The organism is Formosa agariphila KMM 3901 (genome assembly GCF_000723205.1).
Lineage (GTDB): Bacteria > Bacteroidota > Bacteroidia > Flavobacteriales > Flavobacteriaceae > Formosa > Formosa agariphila.
The window spans coordinates 2,527,872-2,552,214 of record NZ_HG315671.1 but is presented as its reverse complement, the minus strand read 5'-3'; the positions used below and the strand labels follow the sequence as shown (position 1 = coordinate 2,552,214).

16 protein-coding genes are annotated in these 24,343 nt (G+C 34.8%); 5 read left to right on the top strand and 11 right to left on the bottom strand.

The window, feature by feature from the left end; genetic code table 11:
• The first annotated feature begins 7 nt into the window (after positions 1-7).
• The 3 genes from BN863_RS10770 to BN863_RS10760 all read left to right on the top strand — a co-directional run bounded on the left by BN863_RS10770 (position 8) and on the right by BN863_RS10760 (position 4,398).
• Positions 8-1,723 (top strand): RagB/SusD family nutrient uptake outer membrane protein, encoded by a 1,716-nt coding sequence (locus BN863_RS10770; protein ID WP_242404020.1) that lies wholly within the window; start codon positions 8-10, stop codon positions 1,721-1,723.
• A gap of 10 nt (positions 1,724-1,733) precedes the next feature.
• Positions 1,734-3,308, top strand: coding sequence for a PKD domain-containing protein (locus tag BN863_RS10765; protein ID WP_038530408.1), 1,575 nt, complete (start codon positions 1,734-1,736; stop codon positions 3,306-3,308).
• A 127-nt stretch (positions 3,309-3,435) separates the two neighbouring features.
• A complete protein-coding gene (locus BN863_RS10760) occupies positions 3,436-4,398 on the top strand; it encodes a family 16 glycosylhydrolase (protein WP_084817524.1) in 963 nt (320 codons plus the stop codon).
• Positions 4,399-4,541: 143 nt separating this feature from the next.
• Here the strand turns inward: BN863_RS10760 and BN863_RS10755 are convergent, their stop codons facing one another.
• From BN863_RS10755 to BN863_RS10730, 6 genes are all read right to left on the bottom strand, one after another.
• Positions 4,542-5,993 (bottom strand): aldehyde dehydrogenase family protein, encoded by a 1,452-nt coding sequence (locus BN863_RS10755; RefSeq protein ID WP_038530406.1) that lies wholly within the window; start codon positions 5,991-5,993, stop codon positions 4,542-4,544.
• A gap of 19 nt (positions 5,994-6,012) precedes the next feature.
• Positions 6,013-6,795, bottom strand: a complete 783-nt coding sequence (locus BN863_RS10750; protein ID WP_038530404.1) for an enoyl-CoA hydratase/isomerase family protein — start codon at positions 6,793-6,795, stop codon at positions 6,013-6,015.
• Between the two features lie 12 nt (positions 6,796-6,807).
• Entirely contained in the window at positions 6,808-7,953 is a 1,146-nt protein-coding gene (locus tag BN863_RS10745; RefSeq protein ID WP_038530401.1) for a CaiB/BaiF CoA transferase family protein, read from the bottom strand.
• A gap of 2 nt (positions 7,954-7,955) precedes the next feature.
• Positions 7,956-9,104 (bottom strand): CaiB/BaiF CoA transferase family protein, encoded by a 1,149-nt coding sequence (locus BN863_RS10740; RefSeq protein WP_038530399.1) that lies wholly within the window; start codon positions 9,102-9,104, stop codon positions 7,956-7,958.
• Between the two features lie 4 nt (positions 9,105-9,108).
• On the bottom strand, positions 9,109-10,260 hold the full coding sequence (locus BN863_RS10735; RefSeq protein WP_038530397.1) for an ABC transporter substrate-binding protein: 1,152 nt from the start codon (positions 10,258-10,260) through the stop codon (positions 9,109-9,111).
• A gap of 87 nt (positions 10,261-10,347) precedes the next feature.
• Positions 10,348-12,885: a glycoside hydrolase family 2 protein gene (locus tag BN863_RS10730; RefSeq protein WP_038530394.1), complete on the bottom strand. Its 2,538-nt coding sequence runs from the start codon at positions 12,883-12,885 to the stop codon at positions 10,348-10,350.
• A 99-nt stretch (positions 12,886-12,984) separates the two neighbouring features.
• Between BN863_RS10730 and BN863_RS10725 the strand changes: the two genes are divergently transcribed.
• Entirely contained in the window at positions 12,985-13,737 is a 753-nt protein-coding gene (locus BN863_RS10725) for an IclR family transcriptional regulator (protein WP_038530391.1), read from the top strand.
• A gap of 56 nt (positions 13,738-13,793) precedes the next feature.
• On the opposite strand, the gene BN863_RS10720 is transcribed toward BN863_RS10725, so the two are convergent.
• Positions 13,794-15,179: a T9SS type A sorting domain-containing protein gene (locus BN863_RS10720; RefSeq protein ID WP_051774701.1), complete on the bottom strand. Its 1,386-nt coding sequence runs from the start codon at positions 15,177-15,179 to the stop codon at positions 13,794-13,796.
• A gap of 347 nt (positions 15,180-15,526) precedes the next feature.
• Here BN863_RS10720 and BN863_RS10715 point away from each other — a divergent pair, with 347 nt between their 5' ends.
• Positions 15,527-17,035 (top strand): alpha-L-fucosidase, encoded by a 1,509-nt coding sequence (locus BN863_RS10715; RefSeq protein ID WP_084817523.1) that lies wholly within the window; start codon positions 15,527-15,529, stop codon positions 17,033-17,035.
• 93 nt (positions 17,036-17,128) lie between these two features.
• Here the strand turns inward: BN863_RS10715 and BN863_RS10710 are convergent, their stop codons facing one another.
• The 4 genes from BN863_RS10710 to BN863_RS10695 all read right to left on the bottom strand — a co-directional run bounded on the left by BN863_RS10710 (position 17,129) and on the right by BN863_RS10695 (position 24,134).
• Positions 17,129-18,325 (bottom strand): IS256 family transposase, encoded by a 1,197-nt coding sequence (locus BN863_RS10710; protein WP_038527458.1) that lies wholly within the window; start codon positions 18,323-18,325, stop codon positions 17,129-17,131.
• A gap of 343 nt (positions 18,326-18,668) precedes the next feature.
• Positions 18,669-20,327: an apiosidase-like domain-containing protein gene (locus tag BN863_RS10705; RefSeq protein ID WP_038530389.1), complete on the bottom strand. Its 1,659-nt coding sequence runs from the start codon at positions 20,325-20,327 to the stop codon at positions 18,669-18,671.
• Between the two features lie 290 nt (positions 20,328-20,617).
• Entirely contained in the window at positions 20,618-21,490 is an 873-nt protein-coding gene (locus BN863_RS10700) for a 3-keto-disaccharide hydrolase (protein WP_084817522.1), read from the bottom strand.
• A gap of 106 nt (positions 21,491-21,596) precedes the next feature.
• Positions 21,597-24,134, bottom strand: a complete 2,538-nt coding sequence (locus BN863_RS10695) for a glycoside hydrolase family 2 TIM barrel-domain containing protein (protein WP_084817521.1) — start codon at positions 24,132-24,134, stop codon at positions 21,597-21,599.
• Positions 24,135-24,343 lie beyond the last annotated feature (209 nt).

The following is a 24,343-nucleotide window of genomic DNA, read 5'->3' as shown; positions in this document are numbered from 1 at the left end:
AAATAAAATGAAAAAATATATAATACTACCCGTTTTAAGCGTCTTTATGCTTGTGGGATGTAATGAAGATTCATTTCTAGATCAAACAAATCCAAATACCATTACTACAGAAACATTTTGGAATACACCAGAGCAATTTCAAACAGGTTTAACTACTGTTTATGGTGCACTACAATTTCAAAATATTAGTGGTGGAGGTTTAGTTAATGAAATGATTATGGGAGATATTGGAGGTACAGAATCATGGTATCGTCCATTTACTTTTAGAAATTTAACATATAATGATGGTACATATTATGTAACCGATAAATGGAACGAATTATATGTAGGTATTTTTAGAGCGAATCAAGTTATCGAAAACTTAGAAACTTCTGATGCAGATTTTGCTGATGGCGAAAAGGAAAGTATTGAAGCTCAAGCTAAATTTTTAAGGGCATTCTATTATTTTCAATTAGCATATACATATGGAGGTGCAGTTATACATACGAAAGTAGCAGAATCTAAAGAAGATTTTTCTAAACCATTTAGTTCTATAGAAGAGGTTAGAGAAACTATTTTAGTTCCAGATTTAGAATTTGCAGCATCTCATTTACCACAAGTTTGGAGTTCAGAAAGTTTAGGTAGAGTTACAGAAGGAGCTGCAAAAAGTTTATTAGGAAAAGTGTATTTATACAATAAAAATTATTCTGAAGCAGCTACACTATTTAAAGATGTAATAGACTCTGGAATTTACAGTCTTGTGCCAGACATAATGGATAATTTTACAACCGAAAATGAATACAATTCGGAATCTATTTTTGAAGTGGCTTATAATTCAGATGCAAATCCAGGAGCAAATGGAGACGTTGTTGACGATACTGTAAATGGTACTGGGGCTGAAGCTACAACTATTGCAAATGCCTTTGGTCAATTAAATTTTGGTGGATATAATACATTACTTCCAACCTATTATTTACATGAATTATTAACTAGTGATGAGGTAGACCCTTCTAATCCTATAAATGCAGGTAAAATTCATTCACAACGTTTGTCTGCTACAATAGCACCTATTAATGGTGAAACAGATTACTATTTATTACCTATTGGTGAGCGTGGTGGATGGGCTTATGGACAAAGCGCTTATATTAAGAAGCAAACAAATTGGTATCATTGGAAACAAGAAGACGGAAACAGTAGATCGGGAATTAATTTTCGTCACATTCGTTTAGCAGATGTGTATTTAATGTATGCTGAAGCAGTCTTAGAAAGCTCAGGAAATGTGTCGGAGGCTGTTAAATATATAGATATGGTACGTTCTCGTGCTGGAGTAATAACGCTTCAAAAGTATATGGATGCTAATGGAGGTCAATTTCCTCAATTACATGTGAGTTTGCAAGTACATGGTTCTAGACCTTTTGTTTCTCCAACACCAGCTACAGTATTAACTCATATTCAACGCGTAGAACGTCCAGTTGAATTAGCTTTTGAAGGACAACGATGGAAAGATTTGGTACGTTGGGGTATAGTAAAAGAAGTTTTTGACGATTTACGTTCAGAAGAAGTTTGGAGAGAAAATAATAAAGATATTTTAAATATAACCGGAGATGGTATTGCTCCATTGTTTATAAAGGAACGTGTTAGACCCGATTTTAATTTATCTAGTGTAAATTATTTATCGTCTGCACATGATTATTTCCCAATTCCTGTTCAAGAGCAACAGACAAACGATCAGTTAAACAACTAAAAATAGACGAATGAAAACATATAAAAATATAGTTAAATATCTGTGCCTTGTCGCATTAAGTTTTACGGCATGTAGTGACGATGATAACGATTTAAATCTTGTGGAGGCTAGCCAAAGGGTTATTTTCACTAGTCAAATGGATTTTGCTAATACCATTGAAGAAGGGGGGTATATCACTTTCGGAGATGTATCTCCGGGAGTGCAAACAAGAACATGGACGTTTCCAGATGCGGCAATAAATTTAGAAGGTCAAGAGAACAATAAAACATCATCTGAAGATGTAGTGAAAGCTTTTTTTTATGAAGAAGGCGTTTATGATGTAGCATTACATCAAGTCTTTAAAAGAGATGCTTACGTAGAAGATGTTTTAATGGGAAAAGAACTTGATACAATAATAACTGTAACGGTTTTAAAACCTTTAGCAATTAACATTACCGCGAATTATATTAATTCAGACGGAACTTTAGGAGATGCATTAAACCTATCGGAGAATGCTGAAAACGTACTTGAAGCAAGTCGATCTATAAGATATACATATGATATTGTAGGTGGACCAGAAAATACAACATGGACATTCGAAGGAGGAACTCCCGAAACTGTTCAAAATACAGAAACAGTAGATGTAAAATATAGAAAAATGGGAACTTTTGGTGTGCAATTAGGTGCTAGCCGTGCACGTCCATTTGGTGAAGATGTTTTAATGTTTGAAAATTTAATAAAAGTAATTCCATCTTCAGATCCAGTTACTCTAGATGCTGTTTACAATCATGAAGATTATATTGCTTTGGAATTTAGTAGAGAAATGGATGGTGAGAGTTTGAACCCCTTAGATTTTTCTGTAACGATACAAAATGGAGCAACTATTTTAAATCCAGAAGTAGCTTCTGCAACAATTGATGCTGTAGAAGGGAACCGAGTCTTGTTAAGTTTATTAAACGAATCAACTTATAATGATGATCAAGTTAGTATTTCATATACACCAGGAACTTTTGAAACTTTAGATGGTGTAGCTGTAGATGCATTTACAGATGCTCCTATGGTTTTCGTAGGAAGTAATCTATTTAATAATGGCGCTTTTGATTATGGGTTCGAAAACTCTACAGAAGCCAATTGGGTATACGAATGGTGGGGTGCACCTTGGGATTTATATAAATTTAATGTTAGTACAGCCCAAGCTTATGATGGTGACAGAAGTGGATATGTAGAAGTGAATGCGAATGGAGGGATGATTATTGGGCATGTTAACAATGCAGGAGAAAAAGTGACTTTTAATGTGGAAGCTGGTAAAAATTACGAATTAGGAGTTTGGGTTTATGTAGAGTCTTTAGGTAATGTTATTGCCGGTGTTAATGCGCCAGATATACGTTTCTATTGGGCGCCAGCTACAAATTGGGGAGTTGGTGGTAATCCAACATTTACTGCAGATTATGCAGTAGGAGAATGGGTTTATAGCTCTCAAATCATTCAGTTTGCAGAATCAGGCCCAACAACAATTAGTATTAGAGGAGATAATCAAAATAATCCAGAACCTCTTAAGTTTTATATGGATAATTTAACACTTCTTGAGGCTAAGTTAAGACCTTAAAAAATCTTGTTTTTTAATTGTATGTTTGTTTTTAACCCCAATCGATTTTTATAATCTTTTGGGGTTTTTTAAGCATTTATTCATTAGAGAACGATGTTCATTAGTTTCACTTTTAATTTTATATAGTATGAAAAATTTAAAAAATAAAAGATCTCATTCATTGAATTATCTTAATACCTCTATACTTTTATTGTCATATGTTGTGTTGATGGCGACAACAGCATGTAATTCAGGGTCACAAGAGGAATCTTCTAATCATTATGAAGTCGTAGATGACTCAGTGAATAATGATGAAATCTCATTTTTGCCAGATCCTGGATTCGGAAAAAAATGGAGTATTCAGTCTGAAGTTTCAAATGAATTTAATTTTGAAGGAGGAAAAACGACTTCAGATTTTTCAGATAATTGGCAAGATAAATTTTTTAATGGCTGGACAGGGCCGGGAATTACACGTTACACTCCAGAGCAATCTAAGGTAGAAAATGGAGAGCTTATTTATCACGCAACTGTTGTAGAAAATACCATTCAAACAGGCTGTGTAACGTCTAAAGAAAAAGTATTATACCCACTTTATATGGAAGTGAAGGTGAAATTAAGTAATTCGGTTTTATCTTCTGCTGTCTGGATGTTAAGTGAGGATTCCACTCAGGAAATTGATAATTTAGAGACTTTTGGCGAAAAAGAGAATGAATATTTTTCAAAAAGATTACACCTAAGCCATCATGTATTTATTAGAAGTCCGTTTCAAGACTATCAACCGCTTGGTACTGAAACTTGGTATGCAAATGGTACAGGAACTCAATGGGCAGAAGACTATCATCATTATGGTGTGCTCTGGTTGGATCCTTGGACTTTAAAATACTATGTTGATGGAAAATTAATTCGTGAAACTCCAAAGGCTGAAATAGATCCTGAAGGTTACACCAAGGGGACAGGTTTAAATAAACCCATGCATATTATTGTTTCTGCTGCAGCTCAATCTTGGAGAGAAGGAAATAGTGGTATCAATTTTTTAACTGATTCTTCTGTTACAGATACAGAGCGTACCATTATGCGTGTAGATTGGATTCGTGTATACAAACCAGAATAGACATAATTAAAGGTTTCAATATAAATTTGCAAATCTTTTTAAGTGAACTTAATGATGTGTTTACTTGAAAAAAATAAGAAAATTTAATGCAAATGTTGTTGCTTAGAATTAATTTAATATAAATATATAGTTGATTTTAGTTGTTAATATTCTAAATAAACTGTTCTTTTTTGTAAAAAGTGATCAATGCCATAAATGCCATCTTCGCCACCAATTCCTGAGGTTTTATGGCCTGAATGATATCCTTGTATATAGCCAACAATTTGTTTGTTTATAAAAATAGTTCCCACCTGTAGTTGATCAATCGCTTTTTGATGAATTTTATAATTATTGGTGAAAAGGTATGCAGACAAGCCTTCTTCTCTAGCGTTAGAATACGCCATCGCCTCACCAAAACCATTTACTTTTATAATTGGTAAAACAGGTGCGAAAAGTTCTTGCGAAATCGTAGCAGCATCATGTTTAACATTAGTTAGAATGGTTGGTGCAAACCAGTTGCCTTTATCGAATTCTGCGCCTTCTGGTCGGCCGCCTCCCATAACAAGTTCAGCGCCATTCGCAATATCCTGATTTACTAAATCTTGCACACGTGCTAAACCTTGCGAGCTTACATTAGGTCCCATATTTACAGAAGTATCAAATGGATTACCAGTTTTAATTTGTGCCACACGTTTGATGAGTTTCTCTGTAAATTCATCGGCAACTTTTTCATCAACCATCACCATTTCATTACAAATACAAACTTGTCCGCAGTTGGCATATCTGGAAATAGCTGCAGCTTCAACAGCCTTATCGATATCCGCATCATCTAAAACTATAAATGGTGCTTTACCGCCTAATTCTAAAATTAAACCTGTAATGTTGTCTGCAGCAGCGCGATACATCGCTCTTCCGGCATTGGTGCTACCAGTTAAACTAATCAGTTTTGTAATTGGGCTTTCTACTAATAAAGATGCAGCTTGTGCATTTTGTGTAGAAACCATATTAACAACGCCTTTAGGAAGGCCTGCGTCTTCTACCAAGCGGCAAAATTCGGAAGCTGTTATAGGGGTTAATTCATGAGGTTTTATAATGATGGTATTTCCAGTAACCAAAGCCGGACCTAATTTACGTCCGATTAAAGCTAAAGGATAATTAAACGCACATAAAGCCACGGTAACCCCATAGGGTACTTTGTGAATTTCTAAACGTTCGTTGGCATTTTCAGTGGGGAAAATAGCGCCTTGAATGCGCCGTCCCGCTTCAGCAGAATACGTCATATAGCGAATGGTGTCATCTACTTCTCCAAGAGCTTCAGCATAAGTTTTTCCTTGCTCCATAACTAATAATTTGGCGAAATGATCCCGTTCAGCTTTCAAACGATCGCAAATAGCATAAATGTAATTTGCTCTAGTTTGTGCAGGGGTTAAATGCCATCCTAATTGTGCTTTTTCTGAGGTTTCTAAGGCATATTGCACGTCTGCTTTTGTACATGCTGTAACCGATGCGAAAACTTCATTATTAGCAGGATCTTCAACTTGAATCACCTCTCTTTTAGATGAATCTAACCACTCACCATTGATGAAACACGGGTAATGTTTAATTTCTTTTGCCATTATTAGTATGTTTTATTAGTTAATTAAAATTTGGTGTACGTTTTTCTACAAAAGCTAGAAAACCTTCTTTTGCGTCATGCGTATCGTATAAGGCGTTTACAGATGTTGTTTCGAAATCTAACGATTCTTGTAACGTCATGCCTTTATGTTTTTGCACATAGTGCTTTATAGCTGCCATCGCTTGTCCTGCACCTTGTGCTAATTCATTTACATAATTTGCAACGCTTAATTCAAATGCATCAGCAGGGTATAATTGATTAAATAAGCCGTAATCGTATGCTTTTTGTGGTGAAATATTATGTCCAGTTACCAACAATTCCATGGCTCTACTGGCTCCAATTAAATCGATTAGTCTTGGTGTGCCGCCGTTTCCAGGCATTAAGCCTAATTTAACTTCAGGCAAACCAATTAAATAATTTCCTTCGGCTGCTAAACGGATATCGCAAGCCATTATCATTTCTAAACCGCCGCCTAAAACGTGACCGCTAACAGCTGCAATAACAATTTTGCTGCTTGAGGTAATAACTTCGGAAACTTCGCGAGCCGCTTTAACCATTTCGGCATTTTGTTCGTTGGTATTGTTACTGAATATTTTAATATCAGCACCAGCGCAGAAAAATTTCTCGGAAGTACTATTAATTAAAATGATTTTAATGGCATCGTCAGAACTTGCCTTTTTTACTGCTTGACTAATTAATTCTAAAAAGTCTTTGTAATAACTATTCGCTTTAGGTCTGTTTAAACTAATTGTAGCGACGCCTGCTTCTTTTTTGATTAATATGTATGTTGATAAATCACTCATAAAATTCAGTTATTACGATGCTAATTCTTTATTGATTTTTTCATTGTGTTCGCCTAAAACGGGACTCCCAATTTCCGACGTTAACCATTCGCCATTAATTTGAATGGGGCAACGTGTGGTTTTATAGGTGTAGCCATCGGACATGTTTACTTCCTGAATCATCTCTAAAATTTTAAAAGCTTCTTGATCCATGAGTGTTTTCCAATTCATGATCTCGGCACACCAAATATCGGCAGGTTCTAAAACGGCCAACCAAATTTTAGTATCTTTTGTAGCGAGGTGTTTAGCAAGGATGTATTTAATTTCATCTCGTTGATTGAACCAACTTTCTGGCGTTTCGTATTTTGATAACGCTTCGCAACCTATTAAGCCTCCAATAAAAGGAATAGATCCCATGGCTAAAGCAATTGCACCATTTTTAGTCGCGTAAACACCGTATGGCGCGCCCAAATAAGCGTGTGCCGAATTGCTTTTTGGTCGTACTGTTGGTTGTCCGCCGTCTCTAAAGAAACAGGTAATCGATTCAAATTGATATTCTAAGGCAGATTCCAACATACTCACTTCAACGCGACCACCTTTACCCGTAGTTACTTTTCTGTGTAAACAGGCTAAAATACCTTGGGCTAAATGGGCACCAGATAAAATATCTACCACAGCTAATCCAATAGGGACAGGGCCTGCGCCATCGTTTCCGTTTAACTGTGTTAATCCTGAAAGGGATTGTAATAATAAATCTAGTCCGGGTTTATCTTTCCAAACGCCTTCTTTGCCATAACCTGATAATTCAGCATAAACAATTTCAGGATTTATAGTTTTTATGGTTTCAAAATCAATGCCTAATTTTTCGACAACCCCTGGTCTAAAATTATGAATTAAAACATCGGCTTGACGAATTAATTGATAGACTTTTTCGCGTTCATCATCAGCTTTCATGTTAGCTGCGTAACTTTGCTTATTTCTGTTGATGGCATGAAACATGGAAGATTCACCATTCATGACCAGATTCGAAAAATGCAATCCACGACACAAATCTCCAGTTTCTGGTTTTTCTATTTTGATAACTCTTGCACCTAAATCAGTCAATCTTAAACTTGCTGAAGGTCCAGATAAATACTGGCTAAAGTCTACAACTAATATGCCTTCTAATGGTTTTTGCATGATTAACTTAGATTAAATTCTTTTTCTATTAACGCATTGTCTTCGCCTACTTTTGGTGCCGATTTTTTATTGAAAATGCGGTTTCCATCAATTCGGATGGGGCAACGCGTGGTTTTCATTGAAATACCATCGGACGTTTCAACTTCTTGATCCATCTGAAGTACTTTGTAGCCTTCGTGATTTAAAAGCGTTTTATAATCGAATACCTCTGAAACTCTAAAATCTAAAGATTCAAAAATTGATAACCAATGTGCTGAGGTTTCTTTGATGAGCTGTTCTTGTAAATACGCCATGATGTCATCGCGTTTTGTATACCAAACACTAGGATTTTGAAAAGCTTCAGGAAGTCTTAAATTTATCGATTTTACTAATTCATCTAAGGGTGTTAGCGCAATACTTATGTGGCCATCTTTTGTTTGGTAAATGCCATAAGGTGCATCTAAATACACATGAGCATTTCCTTTTTTAGCTCTTTTTGGTAGTTTTTCACCATCGTTCAGATACGTTGTTAACAATTCAAACTGAATATCTAAAGTAGATTCTAATAAACTCACTTCCACTTTTGCTCCTTTACCAGTACGGTTTCTTGCAATAAGTGATGCTAAAATTCCTTGTACTAAATGTACGCCCGTAAAAATATCAGAAGTTGCTAGTCCTGTGGCTGTGGGGTCATCTGCTTTGTTTCCTGTTAGATTAACAAATCCAGATAAGGACTGAATTAATAAATCTTGTCCTGGTTTTTTTGCCCAAGGACCTACAGGGCCATATCCAGATACGACGCCGTATATTATTTTATTATTAATTGCAGAAACGGTATCGTAATCCAAGCCTATTTTCTCCATAACGCCTGGGCGGAAATTATGGGTCATAACATCCGCCTGAGCGATTAATTTTTTAATTTTTTCTAAATCTTCTGGATCTTTTAAATTGGCTGCATAAGATTGTTTATTCCGGTTTGCCGTATGAAACACCATAGAGCTCTCATCAATAAATATGTTTTTAAGAGCAATTTGTCGCCCTGCTTCTCCAGTGCCTGGACGTTCAATTTTAATAACCCGCGCGCCTAAATCGGCCATTTTTAACCCTGCTGATGGACCTGCCATAAACTGAGAAAACTCCAATACTGTAATACCTTTTAACGGCAAGTCCATAATATTATATTTTTAGAGATTCAATATACAAGTTATTTAGCCCATTTAAAACGTGTTTCGCATCGCCACCGTTTTTCATGAATTCACGAATGGGTGCTCCAGCATTATCTTGAAAATACATGTGCCCATGGTAGCGTGGTCTTAAAAAGGCTCTATCTAAAGTTGGTAAAGTATCTTTAAAATAATCTAATGCATTGAAATTATTCGTAGTATCTAACCAAGCTTCTCTGTGTCCTGGTTGCCCGCCGTAATCAAAAAATACCGTTTTTTGAATTTTAGGAGACGCCATATATTCCGCGTAAGCTAAAGCAGCTTCTTTGTGTTTCGAGCTAGAAGAAATGGCTAAACCGGTACCGCCTAAAGTGGTAATTAAATGTTCGCCTTCCAAAGCAACCGTGTCATGGTATTTTAAAATATAATCGGCATAACCGCGTTTCGAGTAATTTGTGTAGCCGTAAGCAAATGGCGAATAGGCAAATTTATCGGTGCGGGTCATGGCTTCGTAAACCTTAATCGGGTTCATATCGTAGCAAGACGGATTAATATATTGTCCTAAATCTCTAAGGATGTTTAATGCTTTTATCCCGATGCTTTCTGAAACAAAATAGTCTTTTGTAAGTGCCACATCTTCACCAAGAGTGCAACAAATCATATAAAAACTCATTAGGGTGTCTTGAGGAATTCCCGGAATGGCTACTAAGCCATCTTTTGCTAAAGCGATTAAATCGTCCCAAGTTTGGGGTAATTTTTTTCCTAGTCTGTTTAATAAATCTGGTCTGCTAGCCGCAACGGGTGTGGCTGCATCAATAGCTAATGCACTTTGGTACCCATCAAAACAATAACTTTCGTGTGATTTTCCTACGGAATTCGCTGCTTGGTCATCTAAAAATGCTTTTGGTAAATGTTCGTTTAAGGGGATAATAACGCCAGTTCGGGCTGCAAAACCTGCCCATGGGTGGTCTATAATTAGTAAATCGTAGCGTGCTGCAAGCTTATCAATTGGCTCATCGGCAAAAGCTTGTAACGAGCGTTTTTCCCATGTGATTTCTATATTCGGATTTAACTCGTGGAAACGTTGTGCCGTGGCAACTGCCGATGTAAAACCTCGACTATGATCCCAGGTAATCCCTTTTAATTGTATTTTTTCTTGTTTCATTTTTGAAGGAATAAAAAGCTGGTCTGAAAAGTGTGTAAACCTTTCCGGTTAACATTTATAATATTTTCCAGACCGCTTATTTTAATATTAAAATCCTATAGCTCTTGGGATTTGAGTTTCACTCTCGTAACGTTTTCCGTCTTCACCTGTAAACTCTTTAAAGAAGTGGTAATATGAACCATATCCGCCATTTTCGTTTTCAGATTTAAGACGTTCTTCTTTCCAAGCGTTAAAATGTTTCGTTGCTTCTTTTTGATCACCAATTAAGAAGAAGTAATCATTTTTAGAAATTGTTTTGCCGCTTTTATCTGTTAATTCTAGGTTGACAAAAAACTTAGATTTCACCGATTTTAAAACTTTTTCGTTGATAGGAAAGAATGATTTAGCACTGTTTTCTTCAATCTTGTCAATTGAGAAATTTTTGCTTGCGATTACGTTTCCAGAATCGTCTTTCATTTCAAACTTTACATTACAATCTTTGAAAGTTTTATACAAATCATTAATGACCCATATGTTACCTACAAAGGCTTCTTTAGTGTCCCAACGACGTTTTTTAAATTCAAAATTCACTAAAAGTGGTTGATAAGCTTTTTGAACAAAATAATATGAGTTTTTAGGTTTTCTGTAATTGTCCACAATAGCCCATTTCATATCTGGTCCGTAAGTGATGTAATGACACAATGCAATACCGCTTAAACTTGGTTTGTCTCGGCGGAAATGTTCAATTCCATTTTGGAAAATTATCCCTTGTGCATCTTGTGTTGCATTTACAAATTCTTCTAAAGATCCTTTCATTTCACTACCAAAGACATCCCAATTTTGCATGCGTAAACGGGTTAAATCTGCCCAATGATGTCCCCAACTTAAGCCTGGAGGCCACATTTCGTCCTTTGGAATAAATTTCTTTAAACTTTCTACAGAAGGTACAGAAGTAATCGCGAATTCAGGTACTATAGGGTAACCATCTGCTTTGGTTTGGTACCAATCTTCATGTAGCCATTGCCCCATATCGTAAAAGTAACGTAAAGCATGAACCGCTTCTTTTGGTTTAAAGCCTGCTTGTTGTCCAACATGATCAGTCATTGGTGAATCTGGAACATAAGGTAAGTTTACATAAGCTTGTAAAGAATCGCCTAAACGTTCTAAAAATTCACGTCCGAATTTTGGGTCACGAGTACGAAACATCATTTCTTCACCACCTTCCATCATAATTAGGGACGGGTGATTTCTACGTTCCACAACTACTTTAACTCCTTCGTTAAATATTTCGGCTAGGTTTTTTTCATCAGAAGGAATATTACCTGTACCTAATGGAATCATGTCTTGCCAAACAGTCATCCCCATTTCGTCACAATATTGATAAAACTCAGGGACTTCTGGTGGGTGCCATCCAAAAATTCGAATATTGTTCATATTCATTTCTTTGGCCAAACGGATTAATTCTTTGTAGTCGCTTTTTTCAGTTCTACCAACAAAAATGTTTGGTGGTCCTCCCCAACATGCAGAACGAATAAAATGAAATTTTCCATTGATATAAGTTGAACGAGGGAAGGTAACATCTACATCTTTTATAAAACCAGGATTCCATTTTGAAGTCACTTCACGAATACCGAAAGTAGTTTCGTTGATGTCTTGATTTAACTTACCATCCTTAATGGCTATTTTAGCGATGTATAAATTCTGGTCACCTAAGTCCCAAGGCCACCATAACTTGGCATCTTCTAAATGTATTTTCTGAATTATTTTATGAGTTCCAGGTTGAATGGTTTTTTTAAAAGTGACTTTTTTCTCTTTCATTTTGAAGTTTTTACCATTAAGCGCCGCTTCAAAAGAAAATTCTTTAGCAATATTATTGGTGTTCTCAACGGTAATCTCAAGATTAACATCGGCTGAACCATCTTTATTTATAGTATTATTAGCATATACATCTTTAAACCTTACTTTTCCAGTACGTACTAATTTTACTGGAGCTACAATCCCTATTGGAGTAATGTCTCTCCAATAATCTCCAAACCAAGGTGTTTTTTTTCCAGCAACAAAGGCGTTTACCTGTGGTGGAGTGTCTAGTTTTACAACTAACATATTTCTACCTTTAAGAAAATCGGATTTATGAATTCGTAGATATTCGTTTACATTAAATGAAAATTTAGAAAATACACCTTCATGTTTGCCTAAATAATGCCCGTTTAACCAAACTTCGCAGCCATAATCTACACCTTCAAAAACAAGGTTGACCATTTGGTTTTCTACACCTTCAGTAACACTAAATTGTAATGCGTACCACCATTCGTACTGTTGTACCCATTGAGCTTTAACACTATTTCTTCCAAAATGAGGATCTTCGATTACTCCAGCCTTCCAAAGATCTGTATAAACATCGCCCGGTACTTTTGCATTGTTCCAAACTAATGTTTCAATATCCTCTGCGGGTAATTTATGTAGTCCTTTTTTTACTCCTTCGCCAGGAGCCATCATTTTAAATCGCCATCTTGTTCCGCTCAAATCCATTATTTGCTGATTTGAATCTTCAAGAGACAAAGTTGTATTAGGCTGTGCGAATACACTTAATGACACTAATAGTCCTAGTGTGATATTGGTTAGTAATTTTAATATTTTTTTATTCATAATAGATAGTTTGTTGTATTCATATACAAATATATAAATTTATATTTAAAGTTTAAATATGAAATTGGATATTTGTATTTAAATGTTTAATTTTGTTTTATGAGTAAATACAAAACACCTGCCCTTGAAAAGGGTTTAGATATCATAGAATATTTATCGGAAAAATCTATACCTCAATCTCAGATAGAAATTTCCTTAGGTTTAGATAAAACAGCAAATGAGATTTATCGAATGTTAGCTTGTCTTGAGGACCGAGGCTATATTAGTAAGAGTACTTCAGGAAAATATAGTTTAACGCTTAAATTATATCATTTATCACATACGCATAGTCCTATTGATGGTTTGTTGCGTGTGGCAAAACCGTTTATGGAAGACTTGTCAAATGCTACACATCAAGCTTGTCATATGAGTATTATACAATTTGATAAACTTATGGTAGTATCTCAAACAAAAAGTCCTGGCCCTGTATCGCTTTCTGTAGAAGAAGGGAGTTTGTTTCCATTGATAAAAACAACTTCTGGACGAGTTTTATTAGCTAATCTAAATGAGAATGAACGTGATTCTATTTTAAAAAAATCTAAAGATTTTAACGAATTAGATCTTAAAAATCAGAATGAATTATTGCAGGCGCTTCAGCATATAAAAAAAACAGGTTATGATCTTAAAGAGAGTGAGTTGACTTTAGGTGTTACTGATATAGCGATTGCAATAGGTGATGTGTCTTCTGGAATTTATGCTTCAATTGCGATCTCTAGTTTGACTGCGCTTTCTGAAAATAATAAATCTAGAGATTTCTTTATTCAACAGTTACAAAAAACGGCAGCATTAATAAACAATATATTAGGTGTTTAATCCAGGAGTAAATCGACACCTATATCATATAATGAGGTGCCGATTATAGTTTTCTATTAATGCTGAACAATAATACGCTTAATAATTGTTGATTTATTAGACGTTATAGAAGTAAAATAGACACCAGTATTTAAATGGTTTAGAGGAATGATTTCTACAGGTTTTGATTGTTGATAAACTAAAACGCCTAAGGCATTATATATTTTTATACTGTCTAGCTTGTGTTCACTCTTAATGTGTAGTTCTTTATCTGCAGGATTTGGATAGATTTTAATTGAGCTTCCTGAATTAGGCGTTTCAATGTTTAATTTGTTCGAGGGTTTATAAACTCGTAGCCAATCTACTTTCATAGTATTTTTACTTGGGTCGTTTAATAAATCATCATTAGGAGTTCGCCCTGCATCTACATGCCAATTTTGAGATTCTACATTTATAATAATATCTAAAGGTTTGGTAAATCCGTTGCCATTTTGATAATTGTAAGGATCTATAATACTTACTATAGAAGTGTTACTAGCGGCTTCTAAGGTTTTAAAATTATATGACGTTTCTGTAGCATATTCATTTTCTGTTTGATAGCCGTTTGCATCAAAATCTAACTTTCCATTGGTCATACTAGGATACGTATAATACCAAGTACTTCCTTTTTTTGTTGCACTAGCTTTATCGTAAAGTACTCGAACTAAATCGCCATCTACATAATATTCAAAGTGTTTTGGGCCAATCCAATTTACACCAATCTGAACATATTTCCTTTCACCATCGTTCCAGCAATAATCACCCCAAGATGTTGTGATGTCGCTACGTGTGTACCAGGTGTTTTTTCCTCTAGGTTGGTAATCTTGAAGAGGCTGACGGATAAATGAATGATGGCTTAAATGGATGTCTTTTGCAAAGAATGCATTGTTGCTATCGGCGCCACCATAGCATTCCATTATGTCTATTTCTTGAGTGTCGTCAGGACTTAATAACCAAATATCTGTAGCTAGTGAAATGTTTGCAACACTTACACTAGCTTCTACAAATACAGGAAATACTACTGTATTATTAGAAGTGATACATGCAGCATTAATCCCGTCGTTTGGCTTGTTCATTTTATTTGGCCAAGGGGAGACAGGAGCGGCTTCATTAGTTTTATTCCATCGGGAAGCTCTAATATTTACATCAGATCCATCGACCCATACGTGGTTATATTTCCAATAGGTTGTTCCTGGTCCATCCCAACTGTTATGATAGAAATTATACCATTTATTATCTCCGAAATTAGATTTTTCTGAAGACGCATCGAAATTGTAATTAAAATCATCTGAAACATTTTCTTGAAGTTCCCAAATTTTATCTATTCCAGGATCGGCAGGAATAGGAATATCTTTCCAATCTTGAGCATGTATAGAGACAAAAGAAAGTATTGAAATAGAGGTTAAAACGAAATTTTGTTTCATAAGTTTAATTTAAAATTGTTAGAACTTTAATATTACGGACTTCATGTTAATTAGATTCAAAACTAGACTAGACAAGAACTAAACATTTAAAGTTAAGTGAAGCATTGGCTTCTTAAATAGGATTTTTTTTACTTAATAATAAAGGAAAATGACTATTCTGTTTTTTTTGTAATATTAAAATAAATGTAATTAAACGTAATAATTATGGAGGATGTGTATTAATAACAGTGAGAGTGTTAGGTGTTTTTTAGGTTAATACATTTGTTTTGTTTAAAAAATCATTTGTTATAATAACATACGGTAATTAGCTTGAAATTCGTGGAGTTATAATTAAAGTAATATTGCTTATGGTATTTAAAAGTCAATTTCAGAAGATAGTCAAAACAGTAATTTTAAGTTTTATCTTATTGTTTGCTGTAAATATGTATTCTCAGAATCTAAAACAGAAACCAATAAATTACACAGCAGATTGGGAATCGTTAAAACAATACGAAGTGCCAGAATGGTATAAGGATTTAAAATTTGGAATTTATTTCCATTGGGGACCTTATTCGGTTCCGGCTTATCAAACTGAATGGTATTCTAAGTGGATGTATGAAGAAGGGCATCCTGTAAATAAGCATCATATAGAAACATATGGATCTTTAGATAAATTTGGATATAAAGATTTTATTCCAATGTTTAAAGCAGAGAAGTTTGATGCAGATGTTTGGGCAGATTTATTTGTTAAAGCAGGGGCACAGTTTGCTGGTCCTATAGCAGAACATGCAGACGGTTTCGCGATGTGGGATAGTAAATTAACAACCTGGGATGCTAAAGATATGGGACCAAAAATAGATGTGGTTGGTGCAATGGAAAAGGCTATAAAAGCACGCGGATTAAAATTTATTACAACCTATCATCGTCATTGGTTATACGCATGGTTTCCTACTTGGGATGAAAAAACGGATGCTTCAAATTCTAAATATGAAGGTTTGTACGGGCCAAAGGTGCCTAAAGGTACTTTTGTAATGGCAGATACACCCACAAATCCATTACCCAATGCAAAATTTAATCAGGAATGGTTAGATCGATTAACAGAATTAACCACTAAATACGATCCTGATATTGTGTGGTTTGATAATAAAATGGATATTATAGGAGAGAAATATAGACAGCAATTTTTAGCAAATTTTTACAACCAAGGTTTAGAGAAAGGTAAAGATGTTGTTGTAACTTATAAATTTCATGATTTAGAAGTTGGTACGGCTGTATTAGATTTAGAGCGTTCTAGAATGAGTGAGAAAAAAGATTTTACTTGGCTTACAGATGATTCTATAGACTGGAAAGCATGGAGTGATATTAAAGACCCTGATTATAAAAGTACTAATAGACTTATCGATTTTTTGGTAGATGTTGTTAGTAAAAATGGAGCTGTATTATTAAATATAACACCTACAGCTGCAGGAGAAATTCCTTCAGAGGTTGAAAAGAGACTATTACAAATGGGAGACTGGTTACGCGTAAATGGCGAGGCTATATATAAAACACGTCCTTGGAAAATTTATGGAGAAGGACCTGCAGAAGTTGTTGAAGGCCATTTAAGTGAACATAAAAATGCAGATAATTCTTCAAAAGACATTAGATTTACTACAAAAGGAGAGACACTATACGCGATTGTTTTAGATTGGCCAACAGAAGTAACACGAATTAAATCTTTAGGGATAGCAGCAGAGCAAAAAATAAAGAGTATTGAATTGTTAGGATGTAATGAAACTATAAAATGGAAGCAAAAAAATAACGAATTAACAATAGAACCTTTATCAGTGAAAACTGGAGATTATGCCTTTGTGTATAAAATAGAATTTGTAAAGTAAGTACGATAATTTTATACTTTTTTATAACCAGTTTTAATTAAGATGATACTATCCTAAAAAGTGTGTAAGTTCAAAATTTCAGGGTTAGGTTATTTATAACTTAATCCTGTTTTCAAATATAGCTAAAAATTGATTTAGTATCACTCCCCAATTTCTGATTGGCATGGTCCATTTTTTAGTGCTTTCTCTCAAAGCTAAAAACACGGATTTCATAACTGCTTCATCGGTTGGAAACGAGAGTTTGTTTTTTGTGTATTTCCGTATCTTTCCATTTAGGTTTTCTATAAGATTTGTGGTGTAGATTATGGTTCTTATTTCAATAGGAAAATCAAAGAATACTGTAAGCTCATCCCAATTATTTTCCCAACTTTTAATGGCGTAAGAATATTTAGAATCCCATTTAGTTTTGAAGTCATTTAAAGCAGCTTTGGCAGCTTCTTTTGTAGGAGCAGTATAGATTTGCTTCATGTCACGAGTAAATTCCTTTTTGTCCTTCCAGACCACGTAACGACACGAATTTCTTATTTGATGCACAACACAAATTTGAGTCGTTGATTTCGGAAAAATAGTTTTAATAGTATCCGTAAATCCATTTAAATTATCGGTAGCTGTGATAAGTATATCTTGAGTTCCTCGAGCTTTAATATCGGTTAAAACACTCATCCAAAAGGCTGAAGATTCATTTTTACCTAACCATAATCCTAGGACTTCCTTTTTGCCATCTGTTCTCAGGCCTACTGCAATATAAATAGTCTTGTTTATGACTTTAGAGTTTTCCCTAACTTTAAATACGATGCCATCCATCCAAACAATTAGGTAAGTGGCCTCCAAAGGCCTGTTCCGCCAAGCAATAACATCTTCTGTAATCTTATCTGTAATCCTTGAAATAGTGGATGTAGAAATATTAAAATCGTACAGCTCACGTATTTGTTCTTCAATATCACTGTTACTCATGCCTTTGGCATAAAGCGATATAATAATATTTTCGATGCCTTCTGTTGTACTTTCTCTTTTCTTTACAATTAAAGGATTAAAAGAACTATCACGGTCTCGAGGAACTTGAATCTCTGTTTCTCCTAAAACGGATTTTAATTTCTTTTTAGTGTAACCATTTCGAAGGTTGGCTGCTTTACTTTTTTTGTGCTTATCGTAGTCTAAATGGGCATCTAGTTCCCCTTCTAGTAACTTCTCAATACCACGTTTGTGCAACTGTTCTAAAAAGGATGTTAGCTCTGGTGCATTCTTGAATTGTTTTAAAAAGTCTTCGTTTAATAAATCTTCTGGTTTCATAAGTGTGTAAAAGTTAAAATTAATGAATAAAAAAATCTCAGATTAATATTTAACCTGAGATTTTAAAACTTACACAGTTTATGAGATACTGCCATTAAGATATCTTAATTAAAACTGTTTTTTTTGTTTTACTAATATTTAACTTATAAATTGTTTTAAAAGGGTTTTGTTAGTTTTAATTAGGGTTTAAAATCCATTGTTCAACTATTCTTTTTTTTTAATAATTGAACAATAGGAGGGACTTTTCAGACTATAGTGGGGTAATAAGAACTTTTTGGCGGGTAAATCTTACATAACATAGAATACACAAGCTAAGTACCACAATTTATATTCTATTATTAGTTTAATTTCTCTCTTTTTTTTGCTTTAAATTTTTAACAATTAAAATAGCATCGGCTTCGTGACGCCAAGGACGTTGATCCCAAAACCTAAAATCATTTTTATTATATTTTTCTTCTTTAGTAAGGGCGCCTGTCAAGGTATTAAACCATTGCATCGTGGCTTCACTATAATTAAATTCTCCTTCTACAGCTGGGTTGGCACTGACCCAATTATTTTCTTTTGGTGCATACATTAATATTATGCCATCTTTTTTATTGGTTAAATTATAACCTGATCGGTTGTAATGGGGCATAGGCATACAGTTTTCGAAATTAACAATATTCATTAATTTGCTCATATGTTCAAAATATTCAAAATGCGGTTTTTTAAAATCGTTTGGTGTCTCATAGGGATTGTGAATGACAACATTCCATGAGGCTCCTTGCCAATAATAAGTGGTATATCCGCCAGCGAACAAACACATGTAATTTCGGCGTAAACAAGCCTCGGCATCTACATAAGCTCCTGGAAACACAACATAAGGCGACTCTTCATAACCACCATGTTCGATGTTGAAAATAGGTTTATTCGGAAAATTGTTTCGCGCTTGCGTCATTGGAGTGTAAATATCATGTGCCCAATTTTGCATAGAGATAAAATCGACTTCAGAAGGGTGCTTTTTACAAAAGCCATAATCATGCACCGAGATTAATCGGTTGTAAGCGTCGAGTTTTCGAGCTCGGGAAATACGTTCTGAAATATATTCCTCTGTAGCTCTGCCATAATACAAAGCCTCTTTAGAAACATCCCAAACAATATTCGGAAAACCCTGGTAACGTTTAATAACATAATCGTAATACAAATTATCGGCTTTCGATTCCATATCTGGCCAGTTCACTAATTTATTCCATACATAAATCATTAAATGGCTTACAATTTCCTGGTCGTGCATTTCCGAAATCACCCTATCAAAATGTTTGAAAAACTCGATATTTAGGCTTGAAAAATCAGGATTTGCATTAGATCCTAAGAACGGAAATATATCTTGACGACCACCGTATTCGTGCTCTGGGTGTTTTTTTAATCGTTCGTCTTTAGGCCAAGATACATCGTGTGAATATACATTCATAACCACTTGGTTAAAATTATTATCGCTTAAAACTGATAACAAATGCTTTGTTTTAGCTAAGTCTTGTTTACCGTAATCTAAGGCAAATAACCAATCACATTCGAAGGCAAGATTAAAATAATGAGATCCATCTTCATAGAAAAAACGCTGCGGATTATCATCGTGCAATACAATGCCTCCATGACGGTTTTCTTTTTTATTTTCAGTAATTTTAAAGTTTCCTTTATTACCATGTAAACCTTTTACTTCCGATTTAATTTCAAATGTCTTCTGGCCAATCGTTGTACTGGAATATCGAAAAACCCATTGGTTATTTCCATTATAAAAAAGCGGAATATTTTGAGTTCCATTTTCATCTGTGACTACGGCATAGGCTTCAACTTGAAAAGGGGCTATGATGTTATCTTTCGCTGTATACACCAAATCAATAACTTCCCATTGCACAATTTCCACAGGTTTATTAAGTTTTGAACCTTTTAAAACCTGAGTTTGACAAAAACTGAATGGCGTTATTAAAATTGCGAAACAAAATGATAAAATTGAAATTCTCATGGTGTATAAGTATTTTATTTGTTTTAAAGTTATTACAGCCTCTTGAGGGCAGTGTTGCTCCGAGTGTAGCTTTGTTCTCCATGATACCAAATTTGAACACTTGCGTTGCAACTTTCTTCAATACCTTCTAAAGAAAAATCGACTTCTTGAGCACTAATATTTAAGGTGAAAAGACAATCTAACTGCAGCGCTAAGCACTTTAAATTTATATAACATATTATATTTTGTAATGGAATAACAATTTATTTACGTTCTAAAAGTCATATCTTACGGTGTTTTGTTATACAGATTTAAAAGCCTGCTGCTTTTCTAACTTTTTTCGGAAATTTGCTAATAGGTCGTATATTTAAATCTTTATAAAAACAATCGGCTGCTTCCGACTGAATTTGAATTTGTCCAGAAGTTAATGCTCTTCCTTTATGATCTTTGGCATCTTCCAAAGCCATAACGACTTGACCATTTACAACATGAATTGCCGAATCGCCTACAACATATAAATCAATGCGTGTCCATTCGCCATGTGGATTTTCAAAATCTTCCGATCGTTTGGCATTTTTAGAAAAACGTGTTCCGTCCTTGGTCCAATGGTTGGTGTCATCTACCCGTGCCTTAGCATCGGTTCCTGCTAACAGATATAAATCGCCCATATCGGTTTCTTGAACTTGCATCTCTAAGCAGCGTTTCCAAACCTTCCAAAATGCGCCATGTTCCCCATAACAGTGATACAGAATACCATTATCTCTTTTTTGATTTAATCGGGGTGGATACTTTTTATCGCCAAATTTCACTAAAGCAGTAAGATGGTAATTGGCATAATCTTTTTTTGATGTTAAACCGGCATATACATGAGCTTCAATATTTAAAATTGGTTCTCCGTTTTTAACAGCGACCTTATAAATTCCCATAGGATCGCCCAAACCAATTGGTTCTGTAGGTTTTCCCTGGTTTGGCACATTATAATTGGCAGGTAGTCCTAAAACACCAGGTTCTGGAACACCGGTCCAAACATCCCATTTAGACAAACTTGCATCTAAAAGTGGCTCCCAATCTTTGGACTTTGTCTTTTCGATTACAGAGTTGATTTGTGACAATACGCTTAGGTTGTAAAAGCATAGTAAAACAGATAACAACAGATATTTTCCTATTTTAGTTCTATTCTCCATAAGGTTCAATTTATTATAAGTAATTGTTCTATCTCTAAAATTATATCGGTCTTGGCGTAATATCAAAAAAAAATATTGTGACGGGTTACGAACATTCAATATGATTTTACTTAATAGTTAATTCAATGCTTTGACTCGCAAAACCATCAGCTTTAGCGGTAATGGTAACTGTTCCTGATGTTTTAGTAGACTGTATTATTGCTAACGCACGCCCTTTAAAAGTTTCAATTGTATTCGACTGAAAATCTTGATGCTTATTAAAATTAGCACTATCTACTCCTAGAAGTTTTGCACTGCCTTCTATGGTAAATTCAACATTGGAATTTTCTGTTTTTACAGGTAATCCATTTTCGTCTTCTAATTGAACGACTAGGTGCGCTACATCGTAAGCATCTGCTTTAAGTTTAGTTTTATCAGTTTTTAATACTAGACGCTCTGGTTTGGAGGTGGTTTGCAGTGCTGCCTGTTGTTTTTCATTTCCCAAAACAGCACGTGCTTCTAATTTACCAGGTTGAAAAGGAATTGCCCAACGCATTAAACGATCTGGAGATTCAGACATGCTTCGATAACCTAAAGATTTTCCGTTTAATAATAACTCTACAGTTGCGTAATTGCTACATACTTCAACTAAAATGGTATCGTTCTCCTTATAATTCCAATGCATATTAGAATCTCGCCATTTATAAGATGATTTTTTTTCGGGAATAGCAAACCCAGATAAAGAATCAATGGTAAATCCAGATTCTGCAATGGGTAAGGTTCCTATTGATAAATGGCTTTCATCTTTCCAAATACTTTTAAAATAATTAAAACCTTGCAGTTTAAACCCTGCTAAATCTAACATGTCACCCCAAGGCCTTCTGCCTGGCCAGCGTTCGTAACTTTCGCCTAAATAATCGATTCCTGTCCACATAAACATACTAAATACTCCTGGATACTCCAATACTTGTTTCCAATCGTCCCAAGTGCCTGGACATTCATTAATAGTAACCTGTTTACTTGGAAAATGTGTTTGTGCCCACGGAATTTCAATATTTCTATAACTATACCCTACTAAATCTACTGCATCGGCATACCCGCTAACATGACTAATTTGCGGAATAATTAAATTGGCTGTCGTTGGGCGTGTAGTATCTAAATTTTTTACCCAACCGTTTAAACGCTCAGCAGTTTCGGCAAGTATATAGTCACCTTTTTTTGAGGCTTCATAGCGTTTTTTTAATTCTTCAGGAGAATACATTGGGATATTACCCCAAAAATCTCCAGCATCCTGCGGGTTGTCGGGGTTTTTCCAAAAACCTGTACTATATCGGTAATTTAGATACGTCCATTCTATTTCGTTTCCGATACTCCATTGTACAACACTCGGATGATTTCGATCTCTTAAAATAGTGCGTGTTAAATCGCTTTGTCCCCATTTTTGAAAATGTTCGGTATAGCCACGGGAGATATAATCGTCATGTCTGTCATGATAATTTTGACGTTTATCTTTTGGATAGTCAAATTCATCAAAAATTTCATTTTGTACTAAAAAGCCCATTTCGTCGCAGAGGTCTAAAAACTCTTGAGAAAAAGGGTTATGCGATGTGCGAATAGCATTCACGCCTCCGTCTTTTAAAAGTTGTAAACGTCTTCTCCATACACCTTTAGGCACAGCACTACCAACTAAACCAGCATCATGATGTAAACAAACCCCTTTCATAAAGGTAGATTTTCCATTTAAGAAAAAACCTTCTTTAGCCTTAAACACAATATCTCGTATCCCGAAAGGTGTTTCGTAAGTCTCAACTACTTTATTTTTAATTAGTAATGAAGAAACCGTCTTATACATATTAGGATTGTCTGGCTCCCAAAGTAAGGGATTTAAAACGCTAATGCTTTGTGATACTTTTGTAGTTTTTTTTGAAGCTATTTTTAGGTCGGATGCAGTAACAGCAATACGTTTCCCTTGTCCATTAAAGATTTCGGTTTTTAAAGTGACGTTTTTAGTTTTTCCGTAGTCATTCTTTATTGATGTTTCAATATTTACTAATGCTTGGTTTGAAGATACTTCAGGAGTGGTAACAAAGGTTCCCCAAATTGGGATATGTACATAATCTGTAGTAATGAGTTTTACATTTCTATATATACCACTTCCTGTATACCACCGGCTATCTACATAACGTGAATGATCGACGTGAACGGTAATAATATTATCCGTGCCATCGGTTTTTAATTTATCTGTCAAATCGAAATATACCGGAGAATACCCATAAGGATTTTTACCGAGTTCCTTACCATTTAACCAAAAGGTCGCATTATTATATACCCCGTCGAACAAAATGTAAGTTTTTCCATGGTCAGGACTCTTACTAGTTTTAAAATGTTTTTGATATACACCAACGCCACCCGGAAGATAGCCTGTTGCGCCATCCCATTTATCACTAAAAGATGCTTCGACACTCCAATCGTGTGGTAATCTAACATCACGCCATTTAGAATCGTTTAAAGGCAAGGTATTTGGAATTTTATTATCATCTAGTAAGGTAAATTTCCATTCGAAATTAAAATCTTGCTCTCGTTCTTGTGCGTAAAGTCCAGAGCACAATACTAGTGCTACGATTGCAAAACACATGAGTTGATTTTGAATAGTTTTTATATTCATAATTAATTAGTATTTAACAGTAAAAACATCTTGTAATTATCTATAACCGCTTTGAATTTAAGGGGTATAAAATGGCTTCAAATTCTATATTAGTATTTAATTTAACCAATTTCAAAGGTAGATACTAGGTTGTTAAAAATAATCAGCAAATGATTTAGATACTATGACATATGTTTTTTGTCTAGTTTATCTGTACAAACACAATACTA